The organism is Enterobacter sp. MGH 33 (assembly GCF_000534535.1).
GTDB lineage: Bacteria > Pseudomonadota > Gammaproteobacteria > Enterobacterales > Enterobacteriaceae > Enterobacter > Enterobacter hormaechei_C.
This window is the reverse complement of the sequence record NZ_KI973212.1, coordinates 4099516-4122744: the sequence shown is the minus strand read 5'-3', so window position 1 is coordinate 4122744 and position 23229 is coordinate 4099516. Positions and strand designations below refer to the sequence as shown.

Here is a 23229-nt window from a genome sequence, read left to right as displayed (position 1 = left end):
GTTCTTGGGGGGTTCTGTTCGATTCCCTTCGCCCGCTCCAGAATTTCCCCAAGTAGAACCGTTCAAAAACTTTCTTTATTTCAGTAGGTTGCTCAGTAGCGCTGACTAACTTGTTTAGGCGTTATGTCCTGTAGAGCATTGACGTCCTCCCTGCACACGAAATGCAGGTAACCCTCTGACAGTCTTATGAAATCGCTGTGCTTCGCTTGTCTTCTAACCTCTAAGGGGCTTAATGGTTTCTGTTGTCTAAAACCAGAAAAGAAAGAGCCAGCGTGGCAGCTGGCTATGTTTTTAGTATGGTGATGCGGTTAAATAGACAGGGACGGAGTAGATCGAGCCACCTGCCAGATAATCCGCAGGGCTGTGAAAGGTGTAAATGGTTCCCTTCACGGGAAGGTAGATCGCGTTATTCTCGACCTTCTTCAATGCATCTTTGTCCGTGGTGATCATGAAAGGCTGGTGATCGTTCTCCAGACTCGCCATAAACGCTTTATCATCTTTGGTTACATCATAGAGATAGAAACGGTAGGAAAAGCCTGTGGTGGCTCCTGCACTCGCTTCTGTGATGTAAAGATTAGCCAGATTGTTAACTTTCACCTTCTTAATAATCACTTGCTCAAGTGGTGAGAAGTGCAGCAAGTTGTATATCCCATAGGCGACAACAGCCAACAGGATCAGAAGTAGATACCGCTTCTTAAAAACCTGTGCGTTTTGCATAGTCGATACCCGCTCTTATCCAGTACTGGTCGTTAGGATCATCACCGTAAGGCGTTGAGCCAAACCAATCACCAAAAGCCGGATCCGTTGTTCCTGCGCGGCTTTGCGCCCATCCTGCGCCACCGTCATCTTTAAGCCATAGGTAAGCTGGAATAGCCATTTTCACTTTTCCTCATGCTGTTATAAAAAAAACCATAGAGAAAGTGTACCTATATGTGAGAGGGCAATAAACGATTAAATCTAACAAAATCATTAATTTAAATGTAATTAAATTTTAGTTAAGTTAAACTAAAGGGAAGGTAGGCATTGCACCCTCTCGATTATTGCAAAGCCCGTATGTAATCTGGCAAGGCTTTCAATTGGCTATCTTTCATCGCCGGAACAGGAATACCCCTATCAGTCTTTCCTGTACTGGCGTACCTGCTTCCCCCTTTCGTTCATTGTTATGATCGGTTGTCGGCATAACACGCTAAGTTGCACATTTCCTGTACCCTGGATACCCTGAGATTAATCCTAATAACTCAAGGGTGAGTATGGCTACCGGGAAGAGAAAGAACCAAAAGGAATCACCTGAAGAAGAGTTAGATCGCTTGCTGAATGAGCTTGAACTCACAGAGGAGCAACGGGAGTTTATCGAATCCATGCGGGAGGATAAGGGCGATCCCAGTAGTGAGTAACGCTTGCCTTCAGCCGAACGAATACGAATGGCCGCATAACGGCATTGTAAAGATCTTTTCTCCTCACGAGGGCTTTCCGTCAGCGTCGATGGCTCAGCGTACCGTGCCAGAAATTGTCCTGAAATGATGCGGTATTCAGACCGGATCGAACTACTATTCATTATGATTTATCAATGCATTATACCCTGACCATGTGCATGTAAAATCGCGGAGCCGGGAGAGTTGACGGCAATGTAAAAGAAATCATGAGGAAAGAAATATGGCTGCTACAAACGGTATGATTGATACTGATGACGCTGTAATTTTACTCATCGACCATCAGAGTGGCTTATTCAACACGGTACGTGATGTGCCTGTACCAGACCTTCGTAATTATGTGACAGCGATAGCCAAAGTTGCCACGCTTTTAAATATCCCGGTGATCACCACGGCCTCTGTTCCTGACGGTCCCAATGGCCCGCTCATCCCGGAAATTCACAAATATGCACCCCATGCCGTGTATGTTCCACGCACCGGGCAGATTAATACCTGGGATAATCCGGCGTTTGTGAAGGAAGTGGAAAAGACGGGCAGAAAGACCCTGATTATTGCCGGCACGCTCACCAGCGTCTGCATGGCGTTCCCTGCGGTTAGCGCTGTCCAGGAGGGGTATAAGGTTTACTGTGTTGTGGATGCCTCGGGGAACTGGTCCAAAATCGCGACCGATACCACCATCGCGCGCGTGGCTCAGGCGGGGGCGATCCCTACCGATACGTTTGCCATTGTCGCTGAATTAATGAGAACCTGGAACCGCGAGGAAGGTTCTCGCTTTGCTGAGATCCTGGCAGAGCATGTCTGTCCGGAATATAAGTGCCTGATTGAAAGTTTCGGCAAAGCTCAGGAAATTGCCAGAACGGGCCCGGAAACCAATCTGGAGCATTATAAGTAAGGCCGGATAAACCTGAACAAAATTCCTGAATTTTATCGTCCTGTACCTGAACGTATTACAGGTGCAGGACGTAGCGGCGCCTTATTCCGGACGTCGCTGAATTGTCAGAGATATTAAGAGGGGCTGAACCGCGCATAATTTAAAATTAAACCCTCTTCCTTTTTACGTCATCAGGCGCCCCTGTTATATCTGTCGGCAAATTTTTTATTTCCCGGATCGCAGATGAAAACACGACTCCTCCTGTGCGCGGGCTTATTTGCCGCCTCCAGTGCCCATGCCAGCGCCCTCTATTTTTATGAAGCCGGCACCGAAGATACCGCGCTTGCCGGAGCAGGGCAGGCGGCTCGTGCGCAGGATGCCTCGACAATCATGACCAACCCTGCTGGCATGACGCGCCTGCCAGATCATATGGTCACTGGCGGGTTACAGGTTATGGATGGCTCCATCGACAACCAGCTGGATAACCATGCCCATCAAAGCCCCGGCGACGTGATGAAAACCATCCCGAATGCCAGCGCCTTTTATAGCCAGAAGATAAACGACGATCTTTATGCCGGGATCGGGCTTTACGGTAATTACGGTCTGGGGATCGATTACGGTAGCTGGGCGGGCGACAGGCTGATTAAAAAGAGTACCCTGGTTGCAATGACGCTCAGTCCGTCACTGGCATACAAGCTCAACGACCGACTCTCAATAGGGGCGTCCGCCAACGTTAATTACGGTTATTTCTCGCTGACCCGCAACGTTAATGATAATGACTATCGGCAGCATGATGAGAACTGGGCCATGAGCTATCGGCTTGGGCTACTCATGCAACTGACCGACCAGACGCGAGCCGGTATTACATGGAACAGCGAGACGAACTATCGCTACTCTGTTAACGGCAAAGCTCGAGTACAGAATGGTGCCTACGACCTCCCGGTGTCGGCACAAATCAGCGCGCCGCAGCAAATCATGCTCAGTCTTGTGCATGATATTAACCCGCGGTGGTCGGTTATGGGCGATCTCGGCTGGCAGGACTGGAGCCAGTTCGGTGCCCCGCAAATCGTCGTTGGGGATCGGCAACTGAACAACGTCAGCCGCCTGAAGGATACGTGGCACGGCGCGGTGGGCGTGCAGTATCGTCCAACACCTCAGTGGCGACTGAATACCGGTGTGGCGTTCGACAGCTCGCCGTATGAGAGTCAGAGTGATGTGGCCTTAACTTTACCCTCCGGGGATGAGTGGCGATTTGGCACGGGAGCCCAGTATCAGATCACCCCGTCCAGCAATATTGGTATTGCCGTGTCGTATCTTCATATGCAGTCGTCGCATGTGAAATCCCCGACGGCGTTTGCCGGAAGTTACGATCATCCTTATCTTTGGTTTGCCAGCGTCAACTACAGCTATCAGTTTTGATCGGCTAACCGCTTAAAATATATGGTCTATAATGGCAGATATTGAATGTCAGAAGGTTGTACCATGCATATTTTACCGCCTGTTCGACCCGAAAGATCCATCGAACGACTGACCGCCATCCTTGAGCCGATAGCGGAGAAAGTGCACGTTGTTCCGCGTAAGCGACTCACCTGGTTACGGAAGGGGAAACAGCAGATGTACCTCTTTCTGGAAGGAGAGCTGTCCCTGCTGCGGGCTTCGGATGGACTGGTGGTAGTGACCGTTTACGAGCCGCATTTGTTTGGTATTGCAGAGATGATCCAGCCTACGCAGGGGCACCTTCTCCGTGCTGAAAGAGAGTCGACTATTTTACGTCTCGATGCGGACAAGGCGGCTGAGTTGTTTCGTGCCGAGGGCGTCTGGGAGGATGTCGCCGCGCTGCTCTCATACCATACGGCCTATTTAATATTCCGTGATGCCCAGGTACTCCAGCAGCGTACCTATTCCGTTATTCGTAACCACCTTCAGGAAATGATTTTGCTCCCGGAAGAGACGCGTTTGCGTACCACGATTCTGGAATATATCCAGGATCGTACGCTGCTCTCTCGCAGCAGTATACTCAATGTATTATCTGCCCTTAAGCAGGGGGAATATATCGCCTTTAAGCGCGGTGGATATCTGCTTGAGGTCAGACATTTACCCGAGTCATTCTAGCTGAAGTTTAAAATTAAACAGAAATGCAATTAACGCTACCGTTAATTTTCTATATCGTTTGCTTTCTCAGATTTAACATTATCAAGTAAACGGTATATTTATGAAAAAGACAGTTATCGCATTGATTATGGCTAATGCATTTACCGCCACTTCCGCGTTCGCCGCCGCTGATGCTGGCACCTGGTATAGCGGGGCTAAATTCGGCTGGTCTCACTATTTTGATACCAATATGGGTTCAAAAGCGTTTGAGAACACGCATTCCGATCACTTCGATTTTAACCATGATAATGTCGGCGGGGGTGTTTATACGGGTTATCAGATTACCCCATGGCTTGCGGTAGAAGGTGGTTATGATTATTTAGGCAACATGCAGATTAACGGTCAGCATGGCGCCGGGGCGCAAATGAAGACGCAGGGGCTGCAAATGTCTCTGAAGGCCAGTTATGCCCTGACCAATGACTGGGATATTTACGGCCGTGCCGGCGCAATGGGCTATCGCGCTGAATCCGATGTAAGTGGTCACAATCGTTTTGAAACCGGTGTGCGCCCGCTTGCAGCCGTGGGTACTGAATACGCTTTCAATAAAAACTGGGCGGGCCGCCTGGAGTATCAGTGGGTAAGCAACGTGGGCAATGTTAACCAGATCGGCGTGAGCAGCGACCTGAGTTCCGTCACCGCAGGGCTTAGCTATCGCTTTGGTCAGTACGACTGATGCCCGTGATATGCCCATTAATAAAAAACCCGGCTGCTTATATTGCCGGGTTTTTCGTTTTCAGCTGGTAAATAACGGTTCAAGAATGATATGAATATTTTGCAGGCCCGTGACATTATTATCTTTCAGGTATTGCTGATTAACCATATCTAACTGTTCCAGTTTGGTCAGCGAGGCATAGACGCGTTGAACGGCACTGTCCGCAACAAAAATTTCTTTTGCGGTGGTGTCCTGTAGATACTGAGATTTTACGCTGCGCGTTAAGGTCTCGATCTGCTGTTTATTTTCCTGATAAAGAGACGCGATATGCGATATCTGTGCCTGCGGCGGTTTTTCCCCCGGCAACACCAGTGGAATTTGCAGATGATTAATTTTTTCAACATTGTCTGGTTGGGGAGAACTACAGGCTGTTAATGTGCTGAGGGTTAATACAGCGAAAAAGAACGGCAGGCTCTTCATCGAATCACTCCGGGGAAATAACTGGACTCAGCATTATCCCTTAAGGACGCAGCGACGAAAGAATAAACTAATTTATTTATAAACGTTATTTCCATAGGTTAAAGATAAGCCTGGTGATAGCCTCCTTTCCCCCCATGTACCGCCAGCGTGAATATAACTCCTCGAGGAAGTATGAAATTTAAAACTCTCGTTAGTACGATAGCCGTTGCTGGTCTGCTATTAGTGTCGTTGACCTCATTGCCTGTCCTGGCACAAAAGGAAGGGAAGGGAGCCACTGTCCATACGAAAGAGATGAATGATGCACTTTATGGTCAACTGCCCTTCTTTGATAAGACGGATTTCCGAAATGCGCACAAAGGCTTTATTGCCCCGCTGCCACCCGCGGTGATTAAAGGCGAAAAAGGCGCCGTTATCTGGAACCCCCAGAAATACGCTTTTATCAAAGAAGGGCAAAAAGCGCCGGATACCGTCAACCCGAGCCTGTGGCGTCAGGCGCAGCTGAATAATATTGGCGGTCTGTTTGAGGTCACGGAAGGCGTCTACCAGATCCGTAACCTCGATCTGTCGAATATGACGATTATAGAGGGCAAAGAGGGGATCACGGTTATCGATCCGCTGGTGTCTGCGGAAACGGCCAAAGCGGGCATGGATCTTTACGTTCAACATCGTGGCAAACGCCCGGTTGTTGCCGTTATTTATACCCATAGTCATGTCGATCATTATGGCGGCGTGCGTGGCGTAGTCGATGAAGCGGGAGTGATAACCGGCAAAGTGAAAGTCTATGCTCCAGCAGGTTTTATGGAAGAGGCGGTATCGGAAAATATCATGGCCGGAAATGCCATGAGCCGCCGTGCCAGTTATATCTACGGAAACCTGTTAAAGGCCAATGTAAAAGGTCAGGTAGGGGCGGGTCTGGGGACGACCACCTCAGCCGGGACGGTCACGCTTATCGCGCCCACTCACGCCATTACCGAAGACGGGCAGAAAGAGATCATCGACGGTCTCACCTATGATTTTATGCTGGCGCCGGGGTCGGAAGCGCCGTCTGAAATGCTCTGGTATGTGGAAGAGAAAAAGCTGATTGAAGCAGCAGAGAACGTCACTCACACCCTGCACAATACTTACTCGCTGCGCGGGGCGAAAATACACGATCCGCTGGCATGGTCAAAATACATCAATAACGCCCTCGATCGTTGGGGGGATAAAGCGGAAATTATTATCGCGCAGCACCACTGGCCCACATGGGGTAATAAGAAAGTGGTGAAGCTGATGAAAAGCCAGCGTGATATCTACCGCTATATCAACGACCAGACGCTGAGGCTGGCGAATAAAGGGCTGACGAGGGATGAGATAGCCGCTAATTTCGCCCTGCCTTACGGGCTGGCAAAATCCTGGGCAGGCCGTGGCTATTACGGCTCGGTAAGCAACAATGTCAAAGCCACCTATGTCTACTATCTTGGCTGGTTCGACGGAAATCCGGCGACGCTCAATGAACTGCCTCCGGTCGAGGCAGCGAAAAAATATGTCGATTACATGGGCGGAGCCCGCGCGATCCTTGAAAAAGCTCGGGTTGATTATGCCCGGGGAAATTACCGCTGGGTGGCGCAGGTAGTGAGTAAAGTCATTTTTGCCGATCCAAATAATAAGGCGGCGCGCGAACTGGAAGCGGACGCGGTTGAACAGCTGGGATACCAGGCCGAGTCAGGACCCTGGCGTAACGCCTACCTCACCGGTGCGCAGGCGTTGCGTAACGGCGTGAAGAGGATGCCGACGCCCAATACCGCCAGCCCGGATGCGGTTCGTGCCATGTCGACTGAGATGATTTTTGACTACTTCGGCGTTCACCTTAACGGCGTCAGAGCTGCGAATGCCAGAGGGATTTTTAACGTTGATCTGGGTCGCGAGGGCGGCAGGTACAAGCTGGAGCTGGAGAATGGCGTGCTGACCCATAGCGCCAACGCTCAGGCAGAAGATCCGGATGCAACCATCACGCTCAGCCGCGAAACGCTGAATAAAATCATCCTCAAAGAGACCACGTTGAAAAAGGCGCAACAGGCAGGAGAGGTGACGATCGTCGGCAATGCCGCGAAGGTAAACGAAATGCTGCGCTGCATGGAGAGCTTCAGCTTCTGGTTTCCTGTCGTCACCCCTTAAACGTAAAAAAGGCTGCTTTCGCAGCCCTTTAGCTTTCGCCTGCAACAATTTGCCGGGTGGCAGCTTCGCCTTACCCGGCCTACACTCTGCGCGCCTTGAGCGCTAGATGACGCCATCCCCGCCGTCTGAACACCACACCTGCCCGGAGGTGTATGAACACTCATCCGAGGCCAGGGTGACATACAGCGGTGCGATCTCCACGGGCTGTCCCGGGCGTCCCAGAGGGGTACTCTCGCCAAAATGTTTCACTTTTTCCTGTGGCTGCCCACCGCTGGGCTGAAGCACGGTCCAGTAAGGTCCCGGCGCTACCGCGTTCACGCGGATCCCCTTCGGTCCCAGCTGTTTCGCCAGCGCTTTGGTGAACACCGCCAGACAGGCTTTGGTCTGCGCATAGTCAAGCAGTACGGCGCTCGGTTTCACCGCCTGTACAGATGAGGTGTTAATGATGGAGGCGGGGGCTTTCATGTGGCGCAACGCCGCCTTTGTGATCCAGAAAGGCGCATAGACGTTGGTCTTAAAGGTCGCGTCAAAATCTTCCGTGGTCAGTTCTTCCAGCGACTCACGGTACTGCTGGCGGCCTGCGTTATTCACCAGGATATCCAGCCCGCCCAGTTTTGAGACGGCCTGCTCCACAAGGCTCTGACAAAAAGTTTCGTCCCGCACATCGCCCGGAAGCGCGACGGCATTCCGTCCTTCCGCTTTAATCAGGGCGATGACTTCCGCTGCGTCTTCTTCCTCTTCCGGCAAATAGTTAATCGCGACATCTGCCCCTTCGCGGGCATAGGCAATGGCTACCGCGCGTCCTATGCCGGAATCGCCCCCGGTAATTAGCGCCTTCTTACCGGCAAGACGACCATGCCCTTTGTAGCTCTTCTCGCCGTGGTCGGGTACGGGTTCCATCTCTGAGGCCAGGCCCGGTGGCGTCTGAGGCTGCTCCGGGAAAGGTGGCGTTGGGTAAGCGTTCGTACGTTGTTCATTATCACTCATAGCTAACTCCTTGTTAGGGGTGAGATTTGATGGATAGTTACAGCGTTAACGCTTCGCTGAATTATTTTTGCAAGTGGCTGACCCGCACTACGGGTGGGGATGATTTTTTATCGAGCGAGCCGCTAATACTGATCATGTTGTCAGGTTCCACGGTTCTGTCGTCAAATACGGCTTTCGGGATAATAACGTCGATTTTCCCGGTTTTATCCTGGAATACGTATTTATCGCCATTGCCATCAATAAGATTGCCGCGCAATGAAATAGAGGCACCATCATGCATCTCTTTCGCCTGAGTAATAGTCATAATGCGCGCATCATCGGTACCACGATAACCGCTGTCCAGCGCATGCGGCGGTGGCGGCGCATCACCCTTTTGTAACCCGCCGTTATTATCTGCCCATGCGGTAGGGATAATTAATATAAACAAGGCTGAAATCACTGATAATTTCATCTGATACCCTTCATTTTGGATGTCTTGACTTATTAAGTATTGTTGCTATTCCTTTATGTGGCAAATGTGATAAGTCTTAAAAGCATTTGCACAGAAAAATCAAAAATTTCGGCAATTAAGCGAAACGGTGACCACAGCCATGGAACCAAAAAATGAAAAAGTGCCTGGGATAAAAGAGAGTAACCGTTTGCTGACGTTTGAGTACGCATTTCGTCAGGTGGGTTTTATTGTGCTGTTAGCTATTATCGTGGCGGCAATTGCCGGCCTGTTTTCCAGCGGCGCGGTCAGCGACGTGGAGAAAACAAACGAAGCAAAATCCCTGACCCTGAGCTATGAGCGCTTCGGTCGCCGCCAGACCGAATCGCGGATGGCACTGACGTTTCCGGTGACGTCTGAGGGGAAATATACCCTCAGCATGACCAGCGAAAGCAGCGACGCATATGAGCCCGGCAGCGTCTGGCCACAGCCGGACAGCATGTACAGCCGGGGGAATACCCTGTTTCTCGTCTACGATCGTTTACAACAGACCGATAAATTTACCGTTTTGTTATTCATCACGCCGTCAAAAGCAGGGAAGTGGACAAACAGCATCCGCGTAAACAACGAGCCAGATATCCATTTCTGGCAGTTTATTTACCCCTAGGAGTCGAATATGGACATGGTTTTTCGTGCCCTGGCAATTTACCTGTTTCTGGTCATTGTGTTTAAAGTTGCCGGGCGACGCGCCCTGCTACAAATGACCAGTTTTGACCTTATTTTGCTCTTAATTATCAGTGAGGCGACACAACAGGCGCTGCTTGGCGAAGATTTCTCCGTCACCGGCGCGATGATTACAATAACAACGCTGGTGGTGGTGGATATAATTTTTGGCCTGCTGAAAAAATATTTTTCCACTGTTGAGAATATTCTTGATGGCACGCCGGTGATATTGGTGGAGAACGGTGTTCCCCTTGCCGATAAACTGAAAAAGGTCGATGTATCCTGTGATGATATATTGGTATCAGCCCGCCAGAATCACGGTATTACAGAATTGAAGGAGATTAAATACGCTATTCTTGAGCGTAATGGTCATATTTCTATTATTCCTGACGAAAATTAAGGGGCAACGCGATGAGCAACCTTATTCACGACAGCAACAGCACCATCAGCGAGCTGACGAAAAAGCTCGCCACTCAGCTTACGGACAGAGGTTTGCGGTTAACCACCGCAGAGTCCTGTACCGGCGGCAATCTCGCGGTTGCGCTTTGTGCCGAAGAGAACACGGCGGAATTTTATGATGTTGGCATGGTGGTGTTCAGCGATGCGGCGAAGGAGAGGATCCTCGGCGTGCGGCACGAAACCATTGAGCGCTTCACCGCCGTCAGTGAACAAACGGTGACCGAGATGGCCGCTAAAATTCGCGAAATTGCCGAGGCGGATATCGGCCTTGCCATCAGCGGCTATGCGGGACCGGAAGGCGGAGACGATGGCACCGCAGCCGGTACGGTCTGCTTCGGCTGGAATATTCGCGGAAAGACGGAAACCCGCACCGTGCTGTTTTCCGGTGAATGTCAGGATGTGGTGGATAAAGCGGTGCGTTATTCCCTGTCTGAACTGATCGAAATCCTCTCCGGCTGGGATAACGTCTGAAACAAGGGGAAAGGCTATGGCTGTGATCGTTATTACCGGCGGTACGGCGGGCGTGGGGAAAGCCACGGCGCTGCACTTTGCCAAAGCGGGCTACGATGTGGGCATCATTGCCCGCGACGAGCAGAGCCTGCGCTCCACAGAAGAGGAGTTGCGCCGTTTTGGGATCAACGCCCGTGCCGTTCAGGCCGACGTGGCCGACAGCAAGGCGGTGACCGAGGCTGCTAACGAGATTGAATACCGGCTTGGGGCCATCGATGTCTGGGTGAATAACGCCATGGGCGGGATGCTGGCGCCGTTTCGCACCATGTCGCCTGAGGAGTTTCGCCGCGTCACCGAGGTGACCTATCTGGGCTATGTTAACGGCACCCGCGCCGCGCTGGAGTTAATGACCCCACGCGATCGTGGAACGATTATTCAGGTTGGCTCCGCGCTGGCCTACCGTTCCATTCCCTTGCAGTCAGCCTACTGCGGGGCGAAAGCCGCGATCCGCGGATTTACCGATGCCGTGCGCACCGAACTGATGCATGAAAACAGCCGGGTGCAGATCGCAATGGTACAGATGCCGGGCCTCAATACGCCGCAGTTTGAGTGGGCGAGGAATAAATTTGCCTGGGCGATGCGCCCGGTTCCTCCCGTGTTTCAGCCGGAAGTGGCGGCCAGCGCTATTTTTAAGGTGGCGCAGAAACCGGTGCGGGAACTGTGGGTGGGCAGCAGCACCGTCCAGTCGATTGTCGGGCAATTTCTTTTCCCCGGCTTTCTGGATCGGCTGATGGTTAAAAAGGCCTGGGAAGGGCAGATGACCGATACGTTAAATGCGGATGACCGTCAGGACTATCTGGATCAGCCGGTCAACGACCTGCATAAAATCCACGGTCACTTCACCGACGAAGCAAAAGAGCGCGCCACCAGCGTCACCTCCGGCATGCCGGGGAAAGTGCTGCTCGGCTCCCTTGCCGTCACGGGCGCGATCGTGGCCCGTCTGCTGCTCTCGCGGAGACGATAATCAGCGCAGTGCGGTACGATCGGTCCAGAACCAGCGGTAGCCATAGCCGCTGAGGTTAAGCGCGACGGTTTTACCGCACACCAGCGCGTCGTCGTAGCGTTTGTCCGCCAGGCAGGCGGTCCAGGTCGCATGCCGGATCCCTCTGGCGGTAAAATTAACGGGCTTATCGCTGAAGTTAACGAAGGTCAGAATGCTGCGCGTGTCGGTTTCGTAATAGATCCCCAGTACCGCATCGCTGTCGATATTAATAAGACGAAACGGCGCGACGCCGATCTCAGGGAACTCCGAGCGCGTATTGGCGATATCGATAATGCAGTGTAGGAGTGAGTTGCGGTGCAACAGCGAATCCGCCACGTTGATTTTTTGATAGCGGTACGGGCCGTGGTCAATCATCGGGGCGACAAAAGTTTCCGGGTCGGCATCTGAGAAACCGCCGCCTTGCGATCCGGCCCACTGCATCGGGGTGCGTACGGCGTAACGCTCCTCAAGATCCAAATCATCCCCCATACCAATCTCATCCCCGTAGCGCATGACCGGTACGCCCGGTAGCGAAAACAAGACCGCATGGCAAAAGGCCAGCCGCTTTCGATCGCCATTAAGCATCGGCGCCAGACGGCGGCGGATACCTCGCTGATACACACTCATCTCTTCATCAGGGGCAAAGGTATCGATGACGGTCTGCTTCGCTTTTTTTCCTATCCCTTCCAGATCCAGCTCATCATGATTGCGCAGCCAGTTGGCGAAGCAGCAGGAGTCCGGCGGCACAATCATCTTCTTCACCGCGTTGCGCAGCGGTCGTGCGCTCTTCTCTGCCAGGCTGACGTAAAAGTACTTATTGAGCCAGAAATTCAGCACCAGGTTGAGCCGGTCGTTCTGACCAAAATAATCTTTGTAGGCCTCGACCTCCACGTCGACTTCGCCGAGCAGGATCGCGTCCGGGTTACGCTGCCCGATAAGACAGCGCAGATGCTCCAGGATCCACAGGCCGCGTTTTTCATCCCCACGTCCGGCCTGTTTTGTCAGGTGCGATGCCGCATCCAGGCGAAAGCCCGACACCCCGAGCTTTAGCCAGAAGATGATGATGTTCTCAACCTCCTTCAGCACCGCAGGGGAGGCGAGATTGAGATCCGGCTCGTGGTGATAAAACATATGCCGGTAGTATTGCCCCGCCTCATCGTCCCATGTCCAGATGCTCTTCTCCACGCCGGGGAACATCGGCGGCGTATCGTCGTCGTCGGTGTCGGACCACAGGTAATAGTCACGGTAGGGTGACTGGGGGTTGCGGCGGGCCTGTTGAAACCAGGGATGCGCATCCGAGGTATGCTGGATCAGCAGCTCAATAATGACCTGCATCCCCAGCTCCCGCGCCTGTTCAATAAAGGCGATGATATCGTTGAGCTTGCCGAAGCGGGGATCGACCTGCAAATGGTCGCTCACGTCATAGCCTTCATCGAGAAAAGGCGTGAGGTAAAACGGGGTGATCCAGATAACCGTCGCGCCCATCCGGCGGATGTAGCGCAGCTTCGCGGTGATTCCGGCGATGTCGCCACAGCCATCGCCGTTAAGATCGTAAAACAGGGCGGTATCAATCTGGTAAATAATGGCGCGTGTATGCCAGCCTGCCATAGCAATCCTTAATGATAACCTTCGGTATCAGACACTTTGCCCCGGAAGACGTAGTAGCTCCAGGCGGTATAAACCAGGATCACCGGGATGATTAACAGCGTACCAATCAGCATAAACAGCTGGCTGGCAGGCGGCGCGGCGGCTTCCCACAGGGTGATGTGCGGCGGAATAATGTGTGGCCACAGGCTGATGCCCAGGCCGCTAAAGCCGAGGAAGATCAGGCCCAGCGTTAACAGGAACGGACGGGCATGGCTGTCAGGATTGCGCGTCAGCCGCCAGATCCACAGGCTGAATACCGCGACCAGAACCGGAACTGGCAGGAACCAGAAGAAGTTAGGCAGAGTAAACCAGCGCTCGGCGACAAACTGCCAGCCGAGCGGGGTCCAGATACTCACCACCGCAATAACGGCAATCAGCGCCAGCAGCACGTGGCGGGTCAGCTCGCGCATCCGGTTTTGCAGCGCGCCTTCACTTTTCATGATCAGCCACGTGGTAGCCAGCAGGGTATAGGCGACAATTAAGCCCAGCCCGCAGAACAGATTAAACGGGGTGAACCAGTCCAGCGAGGAGCCCACAAAGCGACGCCCTTCCACGTCAAAGCCGTTGATCATCGCGCCAACCACGATCCCCTGGCTGAAGGTTGCCAGCAGGGAACCGCCGGCAAAGGAGTAGTCCCAGAATTTGCGGTGTGAAGGGGTCGCCTTAAAGCGAAACTCAAACGCCACCCCGCGGAAAATAAGCCCGATCAGCATGGCCGTCAGCGGGATGGTCAGGGCATCGATAATCACTGCGTAGGCCAGCGGAAACGCGCCGAACAACCCTGCACCGCCGAGAACCAGCCAGGTTTCATTTCCGTCCCAGACCGGGGCGACGCTGTTCACCATCACGTCGCGCTCTTTGGCATCGCCCACAAAGCTGAACAGCATGCCGATACCGAGATCGAAACCGTCCATGATGATGTACATCAGCGTGGCGAAGACAATAATGGCAAACCAGATGACCGGGATATCGACGCCCATCAGATCTTCTCCTCTTCCGGAACGGACTCGGCGGCGGACAGCGGACGGGCAGGGGTGCCCGACGTATTAGACGTTAGCGTGCCCACAGGCTGCGGACCTTTCTTAATCAACCGGGCGAGATACACATAACCCACGCCAAACACCGAACAGTAGACCACGATAAAGGCCAGCAGGCTGATGCTCATCTGCAACGTGCTGTGCAGAGACACCGCATCTATCGTGCGCAGATAGCCGTAAACGACCCACGGCTGGCGGCCCACTTCGGTGGTGACCCACCCGGCGAGCAGCGCGAGCAATCCGGCAGGCCCCATACAGAGGGCAAACCAGTGGAATGGCCGCGAGTGATAGAGTCGACGGCGATAGCGCAGCCAGACGCTCAGCACGCCAAGGGTAATCATCAGCAGCCCCATGCCGACCATAATGCGGAAGGACCAGAAGACGATGAGCGAGTTAGGGCGGTCCTCTTTCGGGAAATCCTTCAGCGCCGGGACCTGTTTATCCAGGCTGTGCGTCAGGATCAGGCTGCCGAGCGCGGGAATTTCAAGCCCGTATTTGGTGCGCTCCTCTTCCATATCCGGTACGCCAAACAGCAGCAGCGGGGTGGCCTCGCCGGGCGGGTTTTCCCAGTGGCCTTCAATCGCGGCGATTTTGGCAGGCTGGTGCTCAAGCGTATTCAGGCCGTGCATATCCCCAACCACGGCCTGAATGGGCGCGACCAGCAGCGCCATCCACATGGCCATGGAGAACATTGTGCGAATAGCGGGCGTATCGTTACCGCGCAGCAGATGCCATGCCCCGGACGCGCCCACAAACAAGGCGCTGCACAGGAAGGCGGCGATGGACATATGGATCAGGCGGTAAGGGAATGAGGGGTTAAAGATAATGGCCAGCCAGTCTTCGGGAATGACCTGACCGTTCTGAATACTGAAGCCCTGCGGGGTGTGCATCCAGCTGTTGGAGGCGAGGATCCAGAAAGTGGACATCAGCGTGCCCAGCGCCACCATGCAGGTGGCAAAGAAGTGCAGGCCGGGGCCGACCTTGTTCCAGCCGAACAGCATCACGCCTAAGAAACCAGCTTCCAGGAAGAAGGCGGTTAGTACTTCATAGGTGAGCAGAGGGCCGGTTATGCTGCCTGCGAACTGGGAAAAGCCGCTCCAGTTAGTCCCAAACTGGTAAGCCATGACCAGCCCGGAAACCACGCCCATACCAAAGTTGACGGCGAAAATTTTCAGCCAGAAATGGTATAGCGAGCGCCAGACATCATTTTTGGTGCGAAGCCACATGCCTTCGAGAACCACCAGATAGCTCGCAAGCCCGATGGTGATCGCCGGGAAGAGAATATGAAAAGAGACGGTAAAGGCGAACTGTATCCTGGCCAGATGAAACGCATCAAGCTCGAACATGCTCCGTACCTCTGGAACTGATAGCGCACAAGGCATTGCCAGACAGCCTCAGGCTGCCTGGCAAAACCGGTTACGGTTTTTTCTTACCTGCGCCAAGCTCGGCACCGGTAAGCGGATCGGCATTAGGGTCGGATTTCGTGCGTGCGCACATCGCTTTGACCAGCGTTTCCTGCTCTGTAGTGAGCGTTACGCTTGCGCCGCCGTCACCGCCATCGACCGCTGGCTGAGGAGATTCCACGTAGTCGAAGTGCTTATCGCTGTTCCAGCTGCCGCGAACTTCTCCCCCCTCAGACATATTGTAGTACTTGTTGGTGTACTCTTCGATTGGCGGCAATTTACCCGGTGGGAAATTGTTACGGATCGACTGGAGTGCCTTCTCAAACGAGAGCTGGTGTGCTGCCTCACGCGTCATTAAAAACGCCAGCGCATCTTTAACACCCGGATCGTCCGTTACGTTAATAAGCCGTTCGTAGATAATTTTGGCGCGCGCCTCGGCCGCTATGTTAGAGCGCAGATCCGCGGTCGGTTCGCCAATGGTATCCACGTACGCCGCCGTCCACGGTACGCCTGCGGAGTTAGTAAGCGGAGTACCGCCGCCGTAGAGCAGGGAGGTGATATGACTGTCGTTGCCGTTCTCGGTCATGGAGCGGTACAGTTCCGCTTCATTTTCAACGCCTTCCGCCAGTTCGCCTTTCGCACCCTTATTGAGCATACCCACCAGGGTGCCGATAATTTCCAGGTGACTTAACTCCTCGGTCGCGATATCCATCAGCATATCTTTACGACCGGGATCGTCGTCGCTTAATCCTTGCGTAAAGTAACGACATGCCGCGGCAAGTTCGCCCTGTGGCCCGCCAAACTGCTCAAGCAGAAGATTGGCCAGGCCCGGATTCGGTTCGGCTACGCGTACCGTGTATTGCAGCTGTTTTACGTGTCGAAACATACATTCTCCCTATTTCGTTATTTTTTAGCTTCAACGCCGTCCGCGTCGGAGCGCAGCAGGAACTGTTCCGTCGTCTGTGGAATATGCTGGAGCAGCCAGTCTGCCATCTGGCGCTCTTCTTCCAGAATGGATTCAAGGGCTGGAATGGAGGCGGTATCGCCCGCTTGTTTGGCCGCAGCCAGCAGAGAGGTGTAGCAGGCAATTTCAAACTGCTCAAAAACGTAGCCGCTGATAGAGCCTTTAACAATTTCGTCGGAAGGGAACATGCCGCCAATGGACTGGCCGAGCGCCGCCATTTTACTCATGGAATCTTTTATGACCGAACGGGAAATATCATTGCGGTCGAGAATTTCTTCCAGCACGGTAATTTGGTGTTTAGTTTCATTAACATGTTGTTCAATTCGTGCACGTAAGTCGGGATAATTATCAATACGGCTGGCCATTGATTCCAGCATGGATTCGGCTTGCTTTTCCATCGCATGGGCATCGCGTAGCCAATCATGGTAGTGTTCTACATGATTCATAATTAACTCCTGTGATTTATTTTCTGGTTAATTTTTGGTGCTGATGCTCATCAGATATTAATTATCCTTTCTGGGCTTTTTGATTAATATTACCGACAGCCAGATCGGTTAATTTGAGATCGGTTTCTTTTTCTTCTTCCAGCGTTTCGGCAAGAAGTTTAACGGCTTTTTTATAGCCTAATTGTTCAGCCAGGGTGGCCAGGGTGCCATAGCTGGCAATTTCGTAATGTTCAACTTTCTGAGCTGCGGCAATTAATGCAGCGTCACGCACTTCATTTTTCTCAGTGCTCTCAATAACTTCGTTGGCTTCTTCAATTAAGCCTTCCATCGCAACGCATTTCATGCGCTTCAGTTTGAGACCGGATTCCTGCTCAATAATTTGATCGATTCGTTCGATCTGTCCCTGCGTCTCTTCGAGGTGAGCCGTGAACGCGGCACTCAGCTTCTCGCTGGATGCGGCGCGAGCTAATTTGCTTAGCGCGCGGGTCAGCTGCTTCTCAGCGCTGTAGGTGTCGGATAACAGGTGAATAAATACATCTTCAACAGTTTTCATATTCATATTTTCGCTCCAGTGAAATAAAGGGAAGGTACTGCGAGCCGACGGGCCCGCAGCATGCTCTCGGTATATTTATAAGAGCTTTAAATAAGATCAGGAGTTATCAGATTTACGGCCTCCGCCGTGACTACTCTGTCCCCCTTTCTTACCCGCTTCAGATGCGCGTTGCGGATCGTTTTTGAAATTACCGCCGCTGTGCTGGCCGCCTTTACGTCCAGCTTCTGATGCCTTTTCACGGTCTTCAGCGAAATTACCGGAACCACCACGATGTTGCTCTGCCATATATCAACCCTCATGTTGCGTTTATGTCAGGAGATACGATAAGTAATTCGTATCAGTTGTCGTTCAGAAATTAACATTAGTCGTTATGTGAGAAGAGTCAAATTTCTTGTCTGGGTTGTTTTGCGGTAATTTTGCAGGGAGTGAAGAAATACCGCTTCGTTACGAGTTTTAAAAACGGATGGGAAATCCATCAGTTAGATGAAAATAAATCCGGAGGTTAAGATTGCGCTTAGCTAATAATCCTAATGTGAACGTGGCGTGAATTATTACAAGAATTGACACAGCGCAAAAATATATCTTCGCAACGGGTGTTCTTGTATTCGGAATAATCCTATGAACGTGAAGAAGTCATGCGCTGAAAAGAGTGTGGCTAAACCTCGTTTTTGACGTGGTCAGGCGGATCGGGTGAGGGTATGCTTCTTTTGTCACCACAATAATTACAGAGGCAATGTCATGGATCAGGAGCTACTGGATGCGGGGTACCGGGCCTATACCGGTGAGAAAATCGATGTCTACTTCAACACCGGGATCTGCAAACACTCGGGCAACTGCGTGCGCGGCAGCGCGAAGCTGTTCGATCTGAAGCGTAAACCATGGATCGCGCCGGATGAAGTAGATGCAGAAACGGTTATGCGCGTAATTGATACCTGCCCGAGCGGTGCGCTGAAGTACCGCCAAAAATAAGCGAGGAACCATGGAAATTCTTGAAGGCCATAACAAGTTTTACGTCAACAACGCCGAAGGCAATCAGGTAGCGGAGATCGTCTTTGTCCCGACCGGCGAGCATCTGAGCATCATTGAGCACACCGATGTGGATCCGAGCCTGAAAGGGCAGGGTGTGGGTAAACAGCTGGTGGCGAAGGTGGTAGAGAAGATGCGCGGTGAGAATCGTAAAATTATCCCGCTGTGTCCATTTGCGAAGCATGAGTTTGATAATACGCGGGAGTATGACGATATTCGGGCGTAAAACAGATGCCCGGCATTGCGCCGGGCAGCATACTCAACCCACAAACATCACCGACACACACAGCACACCCACAATCAGCGTCAGCAGGTTACCGAAGGAGCGGTACGGTTTTAATGACGGGATCAGGTACGTCGACAGCGTCGGCATGATGAACAGGATCATGGCGATAAGCGGACCGCTGATGGCATAAATCATTGAGATCGCATTCGGGTTGATGCAGCAGACCGCAAAGGTAATCAGCGACACGCCGAGAATCGAAATCGCGCGGTTAAAGGCGCGGCTTTTCTTCACACCCACCTGATTCAGCGACGATTTCACAATTTCCGTTGCCCCTTCAATCACGCCAAAATAGGTGCCGAGGAACGATTTCGACATCGCAATAATCGCCACGATAATGCCGGAAATGCCCAGCCATGCCGGGGAGGAAGGCATCATCGACAGCGCGGACAGGATCGTCACCCCTTCCTCTTTTGCCGCCACGATATACGACGGTGGAATCGAAAGCAGGCAGCTGAACACAAAGAACAGCACGCTGAGGCAGATGATCAGGTACGCCACTTTCATGATTTTTTTGCATTTACCCATCGCCTCTTCACCGTATTTCTCGCGACGGTCCACGGCGAAGGTCGAGATGATCGGAGTATGGCTAAAAGCGAAAACCATCACCGGGATCGAAATCCACACCTGGTGCAGCGTATGCTGGTCGAAGGCCATCTGGCTGGTCAGCAGCGACGGCTGCCAGCTGCCCGTCAGATACAGCGAGACAAACAGGAAATAGGCGATCAGCGGAAAGACAAGGAAACCCATCACCTTAATGGTGATATGCCGCCCCATCAGGAAGATCAGATTCAAAATCAGCACTACGCCAAAGCTCACCAGCATCCGCATGCCGGTATCCACCGTCATCCGTTTCGCCAGCTGTTCAGTGAGTGAGTTGGTTATCGCCACCGCGTAAATCAGAACTACCACAAAGAAGGCCACAAAATAGAGCGTGGTGATCAGGTTGCCGATCTTTTTGCCGTAGTAATGCGAAACGGCACCGGTGATCCCTTCGTTGCCTTTCGTCTTCGACGACAGAATAAATTGCGCCAGCGCTTTATGCGGCCAGTAGGTTAAGGGATACGCCACAAGGGCGGTGATCAGCAGGACAATCGCGCCAGCAGAGCCGAGCTGAATGGGCAAGAACAGGGTTCCTGCGCCCACGGCAGTGCCGTAGAGGGCGAAACTCCAGAGAGTCTCTTCTTTTGACCAAATTTTCGACATTAGAGCAACGTATCAACTATAAAACGAACAAAAAGGAGTGCAATTTACCATAATTATGCGTTGAGGTCGCCGTTGCTTCGCAGGGGGTGGGCCGGAGCAGGTCTCCGGCCGGAAGGTTATTCGCTTGCCAGGGCGCGTCGTTGCTGGCGGCGCTTGATGATTTTCTCCCGCAGGGTGTCGTACGCCCAGTTGTAGAGCATGGTGTACGGCAGGAAGAACAGAAAGAAACCAATTTCCAGGGTAAAAGCCTGTAGCAGCGTCACGCCCAGCACGGCGGCAACGATGGTTACGCCAATCACAATAAAGCCGCATTCAAAACCCAGGGCATGCAGGGCGCGCACTTTCGCCGTGCGCTTCACCCGCTGGACGGGCCAGAAACGGTCGAAGCCAAAGTTATAGATAATGTTCCAGAGCATTGCCGTGGTCGCCAGAATAATGGTGAGACCCCCCATTTCAACCACCGAGCGCTGCATTAGCCACGCGGCAGTCGGGGCGAGGATCGCCGTAGCAATGCCTTCAAAACAGACGGCATGGAAGATCCGCTCCGGCAATTTACGTTGGAGTGCATCCTGATGTTGCATATTTACCTCATATAGACGCCAGTATGGGCGTTGATGCGGCCTATTCTTATCGTTTAAGGTGATATATAAAAGATGGTATCCATCGATAAAGTAGATACATCATGCGTTACTCTCCCGAAGCACTGACCGCGTTTGTTGAAACTGTCGCCGCAGGTTCGTTTTCTGCTGCGGCACGGCGGCTGCGTAAAAGCCAGTCCACCATCAGCACCTCCATCGCCAACCTTGAAGCTGACCTTGGCTTTGAGCTGTTCGATCGCTCGGCGCGTCACCCGGTATTAACCGCCCAGGGTGAACAGGTGCTGGGCTATGTCCAGTCGATACTCGCCGCCAGCGCGCGCCTGGATGAGCTGGCCGTATCGTTAACCGCGCAAACGGAGGCGCGTTTTACCTTTGTTCTCTCCGATACGCTTAACCCGGCCGTGCTGGAAGAGATGATGAGCCAGTTCGACCAGCGTTTTCCGCACACGGAATTTGAGTGCCTGATTGGAGAAGAGGAGGACGTGATCGATCTGCTGCAAAAGGAGCGGGCGCAAATTGGCCTGACGGAAGCGCGCGACAGCTACCCGACCGATATTGGCGCGACCCGTCTGCCTATGCAGACGCGGATGGCCATCTACGTTTCTGCCGGACATCCTCTGGCAGGGCAACATGAGACGCAGGCGGACGAGCTGCATGGCTGGCGCGAGCTGCGGCTGAGCACCTATCTTGAACGGGAAGCGCCCCTTTCGCGCGGGCCGGTCTGGTCTGCGCCGAATTACCTGTTACTGCTGAGCATGGCGGTACAGGGCTTTGGCTGGTGCGCGTTACCCTGCGCGCTGGTCGACGAATTTGCCGCGTCGAAATCGCTGGTGCAGCTGAACGTGCCGGGCTGGCCGAGGTCGATTGCCATCGATCTGGTATGGAACAAACGAACCCCGCCCGGCGTCGCCGGAAGCTGGCTGCGCCAGTACTTACAGGACGCACGATAATCCTGTGACTAAACTCACTAATTTTAAACATTTGCGTCAATTGTTGATAACAATCCTCTACTATCGTCATGTCATTTTGCACAGAGGTCGTGATGAAAGATGTCGTTATAGTGGGTGCGTTACGTACGGCTATCGGCTGTTTTCAGGGAGCGCTTGCGCGTCACTCTGCGGTTGATCTTGGCAGCGTGGTGGTAAGAGCGCTGGTGGAACGCAGCGGGGTTGCCGCACATGAAATTGATGAGGTGATCCTGGGCCAGGTGCTGACCGCTGGCGCGGGACAAAACCCTGCGCGCCAGGCGGCGCTGAAGGGCGGCCTGCCTAATACCGTTTCGGCAATTACCATTAACGACGTCTGTGGTTCAGGTTTGAAAGCGCTCCATCTTGCGACGCAGGCCATCCAGTGCGGTGAAGCGGACGTGGTCATTGCTGGCGGGCAGGAGAATATGAGCCGCGCCCCGCATGTCCTGACCGACAGCCGGACCGGCGCGCAGCTCGGGAATAGTCAGCTGCTTGACAGCCTGGTTCACGACGGGCTGTGGGACGCCTTCAACGACTACCATATGGGCGTAACGGCGGAAAACCTGGCGCGGGAATACGGTATCAGCCGCGAGCTTCAGGATGCATATGCCCTCAGCTCACAGCAAAAAGCGCGTGCAGCGATCGACTCCGGGCGTTTTCGCGATGAAATTGTCCCGGTCAGTACCCAGCGCCAGAACGGTGAAGCGCTCATCGTCGATACCGACGAGCAGCCGCGCACCGATGCCAGCGCAGAAGGGCTGGCAAAACTCGATCCGGCCTTTGAAACGCTCGGTTCCGTAACGGCAGGCAACGCCTCATCCATTAACGACGGTGCGGCGGCGGTGATGATGATGAGTGAAAGCAAAGCCCAGGAGCTGGCGCTGCCGGTGCTGGCGCGGATCAAAGCGTTTGCCAGCGTGGGCGTTGATCCCGCGTTAATGGGGATCGCCCCGGTCTATGCCACGCGCCGCTGCCTGGAGCGGGCGGGCTGGGAGTTGAACGATGTGGATCTGATTGAGGTCAACGAAGCTTTTGCTGCACAGGCGATCTCGGTCGGGAAAATGCTGGAATGGGATCCGCTGCGGGTCAACGTCAACGGCGGAGCCATCGCGCTGGGCCATCCCATTGGCGCCTCCGGCTGCCGCATTCTGGTGTCGCTGGTCCACGAAATGAAAAAGCGTAACGCCCGAAAAGGGATCGCAACGCTCTGTATTGGCGGGGGGCAGGGGGTGGCCCTGGCTATCGAACGGTAATTTCTCCCTCTGCGCACA

Annotated in this window: 28 protein-coding genes; 14 read left to right on the top strand and 14 right to left on the bottom strand. The window is 53.2% G+C overall.

Translation table 11 applies throughout. The features are described 5' to 3' along the window. Positions 1-291: 291 nt before the first annotated feature. Positions 292-717, bottom strand: coding sequence for a hypothetical protein (locus tag L379_RS04875; protein WP_032654895.1), 426 nt, complete (start codon positions 715-717; stop codon positions 292-294). Beyond that, positions 695-877: a hypothetical protein gene (locus L379_RS25945; protein WP_072134569.1), complete on the bottom strand. Its 183-nt coding sequence runs from the start codon at positions 875-877 to the stop codon at positions 695-697. Before L379_RS25945 ends, L379_RS04875 begins: the two co-directional genes overlap by 23 nt. 373 nt (positions 878-1250) lie before the next feature. Here L379_RS25945 and L379_RS26125 point away from each other — a divergent pair, with 373 nt between their 5' ends. The 5 genes from L379_RS26125 to L379_RS04900 all read left to right on the top strand — a co-directional run bounded on the left by L379_RS26125 (position 1251) and on the right by L379_RS04900 (position 5125). Continuing rightward, on the top strand, positions 1251-1394 hold the full coding sequence (locus tag L379_RS26125; RefSeq protein WP_032654893.1) for a hypothetical protein: 144 nt from the start codon (positions 1251-1253) through the stop codon (positions 1392-1394). 259 nt (positions 1395-1653) lie between these two features. Then, positions 1654-2322 (top strand): isochorismatase family protein, encoded by a 669-nt coding sequence (locus tag L379_RS04885; protein WP_017382881.1) that lies wholly within the window; start codon positions 1654-1656, stop codon positions 2320-2322. A gap of 222 nt (positions 2323-2544) precedes the next feature. Next, on the top strand, positions 2545-3720 hold the full coding sequence (locus L379_RS04890; RefSeq protein ID WP_032654890.1) for an OmpP1/FadL family transporter: 1176 nt from the start codon (positions 2545-2547) through the stop codon (positions 3718-3720). 63 nt (positions 3721-3783) lie between these two features. Further along, the gene (locus L379_RS04895; protein WP_017692717.1) at positions 3784-4413 is read left to right on the top strand and encodes a winged helix-turn-helix transcriptional regulator; all 630 of its coding nucleotides are present in this window, start codon (positions 3784-3786) and stop codon (positions 4411-4413) included. Positions 4414-4513: 100 nt separating this feature from the next. After that, a complete protein-coding gene (locus tag L379_RS04900; protein ID WP_032654887.1) occupies positions 4514-5125 on the top strand; it encodes an outer membrane beta-barrel protein in 612 nt (203 codons plus the stop codon). Positions 5126-5185: 60 nt separating this feature from the next. Here L379_RS04900 and L379_RS04905 read toward each other — a convergent pair whose 3' ends face one another. Then, entirely contained in the window at positions 5186-5584 is a 399-nt protein-coding gene (locus tag L379_RS04905) for a hypothetical protein (protein ID WP_023295374.1), read from the bottom strand. Between the two features lie 171 nt (positions 5585-5755). On the opposite strand from L379_RS04905, the gene L379_RS04910 reads away from it, so the two are divergent. Next, complete coding sequence (locus tag L379_RS04910) at positions 5756-7738, top strand: alkyl/aryl-sulfatase (RefSeq protein WP_032654884.1); 1983 nt, start codon at positions 5756-5758, stop codon at positions 7736-7738. A 102-nt stretch (positions 7739-7840) separates the two neighbouring features. Here the strand turns inward: L379_RS04910 and L379_RS04915 are convergent, their stop codons facing one another. Together L379_RS04915 and L379_RS04920 are read right to left on the bottom strand one after the other, a co-directional pair. Then, positions 7841-8725 carry an SDR family oxidoreductase gene (locus tag L379_RS04915; protein WP_023295372.1) on the bottom strand — a complete coding sequence of 295 codons (885 nt, stop codon included), beginning with the start codon at positions 8723-8725 and terminating at the stop codon, positions 7841-7843. 61 nt (positions 8726-8786) lie between these two features. Then, entirely contained in the window at positions 8787-9176 is a 390-nt protein-coding gene (locus L379_RS04920; protein WP_032649404.1) for a YdeI family stress tolerance OB fold protein, read from the bottom strand. A gap of 139 nt (positions 9177-9315) precedes the next feature. On the opposite strand from L379_RS04920, the gene L379_RS04925 reads away from it, so the two are divergent. Genes L379_RS04925 through L379_RS04940 form a run of 4 tightly spaced genes read left to right on the top strand, consistent with a single transcriptional unit; the run spans position 9316 to position 11808 of the window. Further along, positions 9316-9819, top strand: a complete 504-nt coding sequence (locus L379_RS04925) for a hypothetical protein (RefSeq protein WP_032654881.1) — start codon at positions 9316-9318, stop codon at positions 9817-9819. 9 nt (positions 9820-9828) lie between these two features. After that, the gene (locus L379_RS04930; RefSeq protein WP_006811854.1) at positions 9829-10275 is read left to right on the top strand and encodes a DUF421 domain-containing protein; all 447 of its coding nucleotides are present in this window, start codon (positions 9829-9831) and stop codon (positions 10273-10275) included. An 11-nt stretch (positions 10276-10286) separates the two neighbouring features. Further along, positions 10287-10805 carry a 2-oxo-tetronate isomerase gene (locus L379_RS04935; protein ID WP_017382875.1) on the top strand — a complete coding sequence of 173 codons (519 nt, stop codon included), beginning with the start codon at positions 10287-10289 and terminating at the stop codon, positions 10803-10805. A gap of 16 nt (positions 10806-10821) precedes the next feature. Beyond that, positions 10822-11808, top strand: a complete 987-nt coding sequence (locus L379_RS04940) for an SDR family oxidoreductase (RefSeq protein WP_032654879.1) — start codon at positions 10822-10824, stop codon at positions 11806-11808. On the opposite strand, the gene L379_RS04945 is transcribed toward L379_RS04940, so the two are convergent. The 7 genes from L379_RS04945 to L379_RS04975 form a co-directional block, all read right to left on the bottom strand. After that, complete coding sequence (locus tag L379_RS04945) at positions 11809-13434, bottom strand: alpha-amylase family protein (RefSeq protein ID WP_032654877.1); 1626 nt, start codon at positions 13432-13434, stop codon at positions 11809-11811. Positions 13435-13442: 8 nt separating this feature from the next. Continuing rightward, a complete protein-coding gene (cydB, locus tag L379_RS04950; RefSeq protein WP_015571779.1) occupies positions 13443-14453 on the bottom strand; it encodes a cytochrome d ubiquinol oxidase subunit II in 1011 nt (336 codons plus the stop codon). Then, positions 14453-15856, bottom strand: a complete 1404-nt coding sequence (locus L379_RS04955) for a cytochrome ubiquinol oxidase subunit I (RefSeq protein WP_017382872.1) — start codon at positions 15854-15856, stop codon at positions 14453-14455. Before L379_RS04955 ends, cydB begins: the two co-directional genes overlap by 1 nt. A gap of 70 nt (positions 15857-15926) precedes the next feature. Further along, positions 15927-16799: a manganese catalase family protein gene (locus L379_RS04960; RefSeq protein ID WP_015571777.1), complete on the bottom strand. Its 873-nt coding sequence runs from the start codon at positions 16797-16799 to the stop codon at positions 15927-15929. A gap of 17 nt (positions 16800-16816) precedes the next feature. Next, positions 16817-17323: a ferritin-like domain-containing protein gene (locus tag L379_RS04965; protein WP_017382870.1), complete on the bottom strand. Its 507-nt coding sequence runs from the start codon at positions 17321-17323 to the stop codon at positions 16817-16819. 61 nt (positions 17324-17384) lie between these two features. Beyond that, positions 17385-17882 carry a YciE/YciF ferroxidase family protein gene (locus L379_RS04970; RefSeq protein ID WP_003862851.1) on the bottom strand — a complete coding sequence of 166 codons (498 nt, stop codon included), beginning with the start codon at positions 17880-17882 and terminating at the stop codon, positions 17385-17387. A 90-nt stretch (positions 17883-17972) separates the two neighbouring features. Continuing rightward, positions 17973-18161 carry a con-10 family general stress protein gene (locus tag L379_RS04975; protein WP_015571775.1) on the bottom strand — a complete coding sequence of 63 codons (189 nt, stop codon included), beginning with the start codon at positions 18159-18161 and terminating at the stop codon, positions 17973-17975. Positions 18162-18614: 453 nt separating this feature from the next. Here L379_RS04975 and yjdI point away from each other — a divergent pair, with 453 nt between their 5' ends. Both yjdI and L379_RS04985 read left to right on the top strand, forming a co-directional pair. Continuing rightward, positions 18615-18845, top strand: a complete 231-nt coding sequence (gene yjdI, locus L379_RS04980) for a 4Fe-4S mono-cluster protein YjdI (RefSeq protein WP_015571774.1) — start codon at positions 18615-18617, stop codon at positions 18843-18845. 10 nt (positions 18846-18855) lie between these two features. Then, on the top strand, positions 18856-19128 hold the full coding sequence (locus L379_RS04985) for a GNAT family N-acetyltransferase (protein ID WP_032654874.1): 273 nt from the start codon (positions 18856-18858) through the stop codon (positions 19126-19128). A 33-nt stretch (positions 19129-19161) separates the two neighbouring features. Here the strand turns inward: L379_RS04985 and L379_RS04990 are convergent, their stop codons facing one another. Together L379_RS04990 and L379_RS04995 are read right to left on the bottom strand one after the other, a co-directional pair. Further along, positions 19162-20391: an amino acid permease gene (locus L379_RS04990; protein WP_032654873.1), complete on the bottom strand. Its 1230-nt coding sequence runs from the start codon at positions 20389-20391 to the stop codon at positions 19162-19164. 116 nt (positions 20392-20507) lie between these two features. Continuing rightward, positions 20508-20972, bottom strand: coding sequence for a multidrug/biocide efflux PACE transporter (locus tag L379_RS04995; RefSeq protein WP_022651793.1), 465 nt, complete (start codon positions 20970-20972; stop codon positions 20508-20510). 101 nt (positions 20973-21073) lie between these two features. On the opposite strand from L379_RS04995, the gene L379_RS05000 reads away from it, so the two are divergent. Together L379_RS05000 and L379_RS05005 are read left to right on the top strand one after the other, a co-directional pair. Further along, the gene (locus L379_RS05000; RefSeq protein WP_015571771.1) at positions 21074-21940 is read left to right on the top strand and encodes a LysR family transcriptional regulator; all 867 of its coding nucleotides are present in this window, start codon (positions 21074-21076) and stop codon (positions 21938-21940) included. A gap of 92 nt (positions 21941-22032) precedes the next feature. Then, positions 22033-23211 carry an acetyl-CoA C-acetyltransferase gene (locus L379_RS05005; protein ID WP_017692722.1) on the top strand — a complete coding sequence of 393 codons (1179 nt, stop codon included), beginning with the start codon at positions 22033-22035 and terminating at the stop codon, positions 23209-23211. Positions 23212-23229 lie beyond the last annotated feature (18 nt).

Bases quoted from the DNA above. Each gene is read 5' to 3' on its own strand.
- L379_RS04875 (WP_032654895.1), bottom strand. From the start codon at position 717: ATGCAAAACGCACAGGTTTTTAAGAAGCGGTATCTACTTCTGATCCTG.
- L379_RS25945 (WP_072134569.1), bottom strand. From the start codon at position 877: ATGGCTATTCCAGCTTACCTATGGCTTAAAGATGACGGTGGCGCAGGA.
- L379_RS26125 (WP_032654893.1), top strand. From the start codon at position 1,251: ATGGCTACCGGGAAGAGAAAGAACCAAAAGGAATCACCTGAAGAAGAG.
- L379_RS04885 (WP_017382881.1), top strand. From the start codon at position 1,654: ATGGCTGCTACAAACGGTATGATTGATACTGATGACGCTGTAATTTTA.
- L379_RS04890 (WP_032654890.1), top strand. From the start codon at position 2,545: ATGAAAACACGACTCCTCCTGTGCGCGGGCTTATTTGCCGCCTCCAGT.
- L379_RS04895 (WP_017692717.1), top strand. From the start codon at position 3,784: ATGCATATTTTACCGCCTGTTCGACCCGAAAGATCCATCGAACGACTG.
- L379_RS04900 (WP_032654887.1), top strand. From the start codon at position 4,514: ATGAAAAAGACAGTTATCGCATTGATTATGGCTAATGCATTTACCGCC.
- L379_RS04905 (WP_023295374.1), bottom strand. From the start codon at position 5,584: ATGAAGAGCCTGCCGTTCTTTTTCGCTGTATTAACCCTCAGCACATTA.
- L379_RS04910 (WP_032654884.1), top strand. From the start codon at position 5,756: ATGAAATTTAAAACTCTCGTTAGTACGATAGCCGTTGCTGGTCTGCTA.
- L379_RS04915 (WP_023295372.1), bottom strand. From the start codon at position 8,725: ATGAGTGATAATGAACAACGTACGAACGCTTACCCAACGCCACCTTTC.
- L379_RS04920 (WP_032649404.1), bottom strand. From the start codon at position 9,176: ATGAAATTATCAGTGATTTCAGCCTTGTTTATATTAATTATCCCTACC.
- L379_RS04925 (WP_032654881.1), top strand. From the start codon at position 9,316: ATGGAACCAAAAAATGAAAAAGTGCCTGGGATAAAAGAGAGTAACCGT.
- L379_RS04930 (WP_006811854.1), top strand. From the start codon at position 9,829: ATGGACATGGTTTTTCGTGCCCTGGCAATTTACCTGTTTCTGGTCATT.
- L379_RS04935 (WP_017382875.1), top strand. From the start codon at position 10,287: ATGAGCAACCTTATTCACGACAGCAACAGCACCATCAGCGAGCTGACG.
- L379_RS04940 (WP_032654879.1), top strand. From the start codon at position 10,822: ATGGCTGTGATCGTTATTACCGGCGGTACGGCGGGCGTGGGGAAAGCC.
- L379_RS04945 (WP_032654877.1), bottom strand. From the start codon at position 13,434: ATGGCAGGCTGGCATACACGCGCCATTATTTACCAGATTGATACCGCC.
- cydB (WP_015571779.1), bottom strand. From the start codon at position 14,453: ATGGGCGTCGATATCCCGGTCATCTGGTTTGCCATTATTGTCTTCGCC.
- L379_RS04955 (WP_017382872.1), bottom strand. From the start codon at position 15,856: ATGTTCGAGCTTGATGCGTTTCATCTGGCCAGGATACAGTTCGCCTTT.
- L379_RS04960 (WP_015571777.1), bottom strand. From the start codon at position 16,799: ATGTTTCGACACGTAAAACAGCTGCAATACACGGTACGCGTAGCCGAA.
- L379_RS04965 (WP_017382870.1), bottom strand. From the start codon at position 17,323: ATGAATCATGTAGAACACTACCATGATTGGCTACGCGATGCCCATGCG.
- L379_RS04970 (WP_003862851.1), bottom strand. From the start codon at position 17,882: ATGAATATGAAAACTGTTGAAGATGTATTTATTCACCTGTTATCCGAC.
- L379_RS04975 (WP_015571775.1), bottom strand. From the start codon at position 18,161: ATGGCAGAGCAACATCGTGGTGGTTCCGGTAATTTCGCTGAAGACCGT.
- yjdI (WP_015571774.1), top strand. From the start codon at position 18,615: ATGGATCAGGAGCTACTGGATGCGGGGTACCGGGCCTATACCGGTGAG.
- L379_RS04985 (WP_032654874.1), top strand. From the start codon at position 18,856: ATGGAAATTCTTGAAGGCCATAACAAGTTTTACGTCAACAACGCCGAA.
- L379_RS04990 (WP_032654873.1), bottom strand. From the start codon at position 20,391: ATGTCGAAAATTTGGTCAAAAGAAGAGACTCTCTGGAGTTTCGCCCTC.
- L379_RS04995 (WP_022651793.1), bottom strand. From the start codon at position 20,972: ATGCAACATCAGGATGCACTCCAACGTAAATTGCCGGAGCGGATCTTC.
- L379_RS05000 (WP_015571771.1), top strand. From the start codon at position 21,074: ATGCGTTACTCTCCCGAAGCACTGACCGCGTTTGTTGAAACTGTCGCC.
- L379_RS05005 (WP_017692722.1), top strand. From the start codon at position 22,033: ATGAAAGATGTCGTTATAGTGGGTGCGTTACGTACGGCTATCGGCTGT.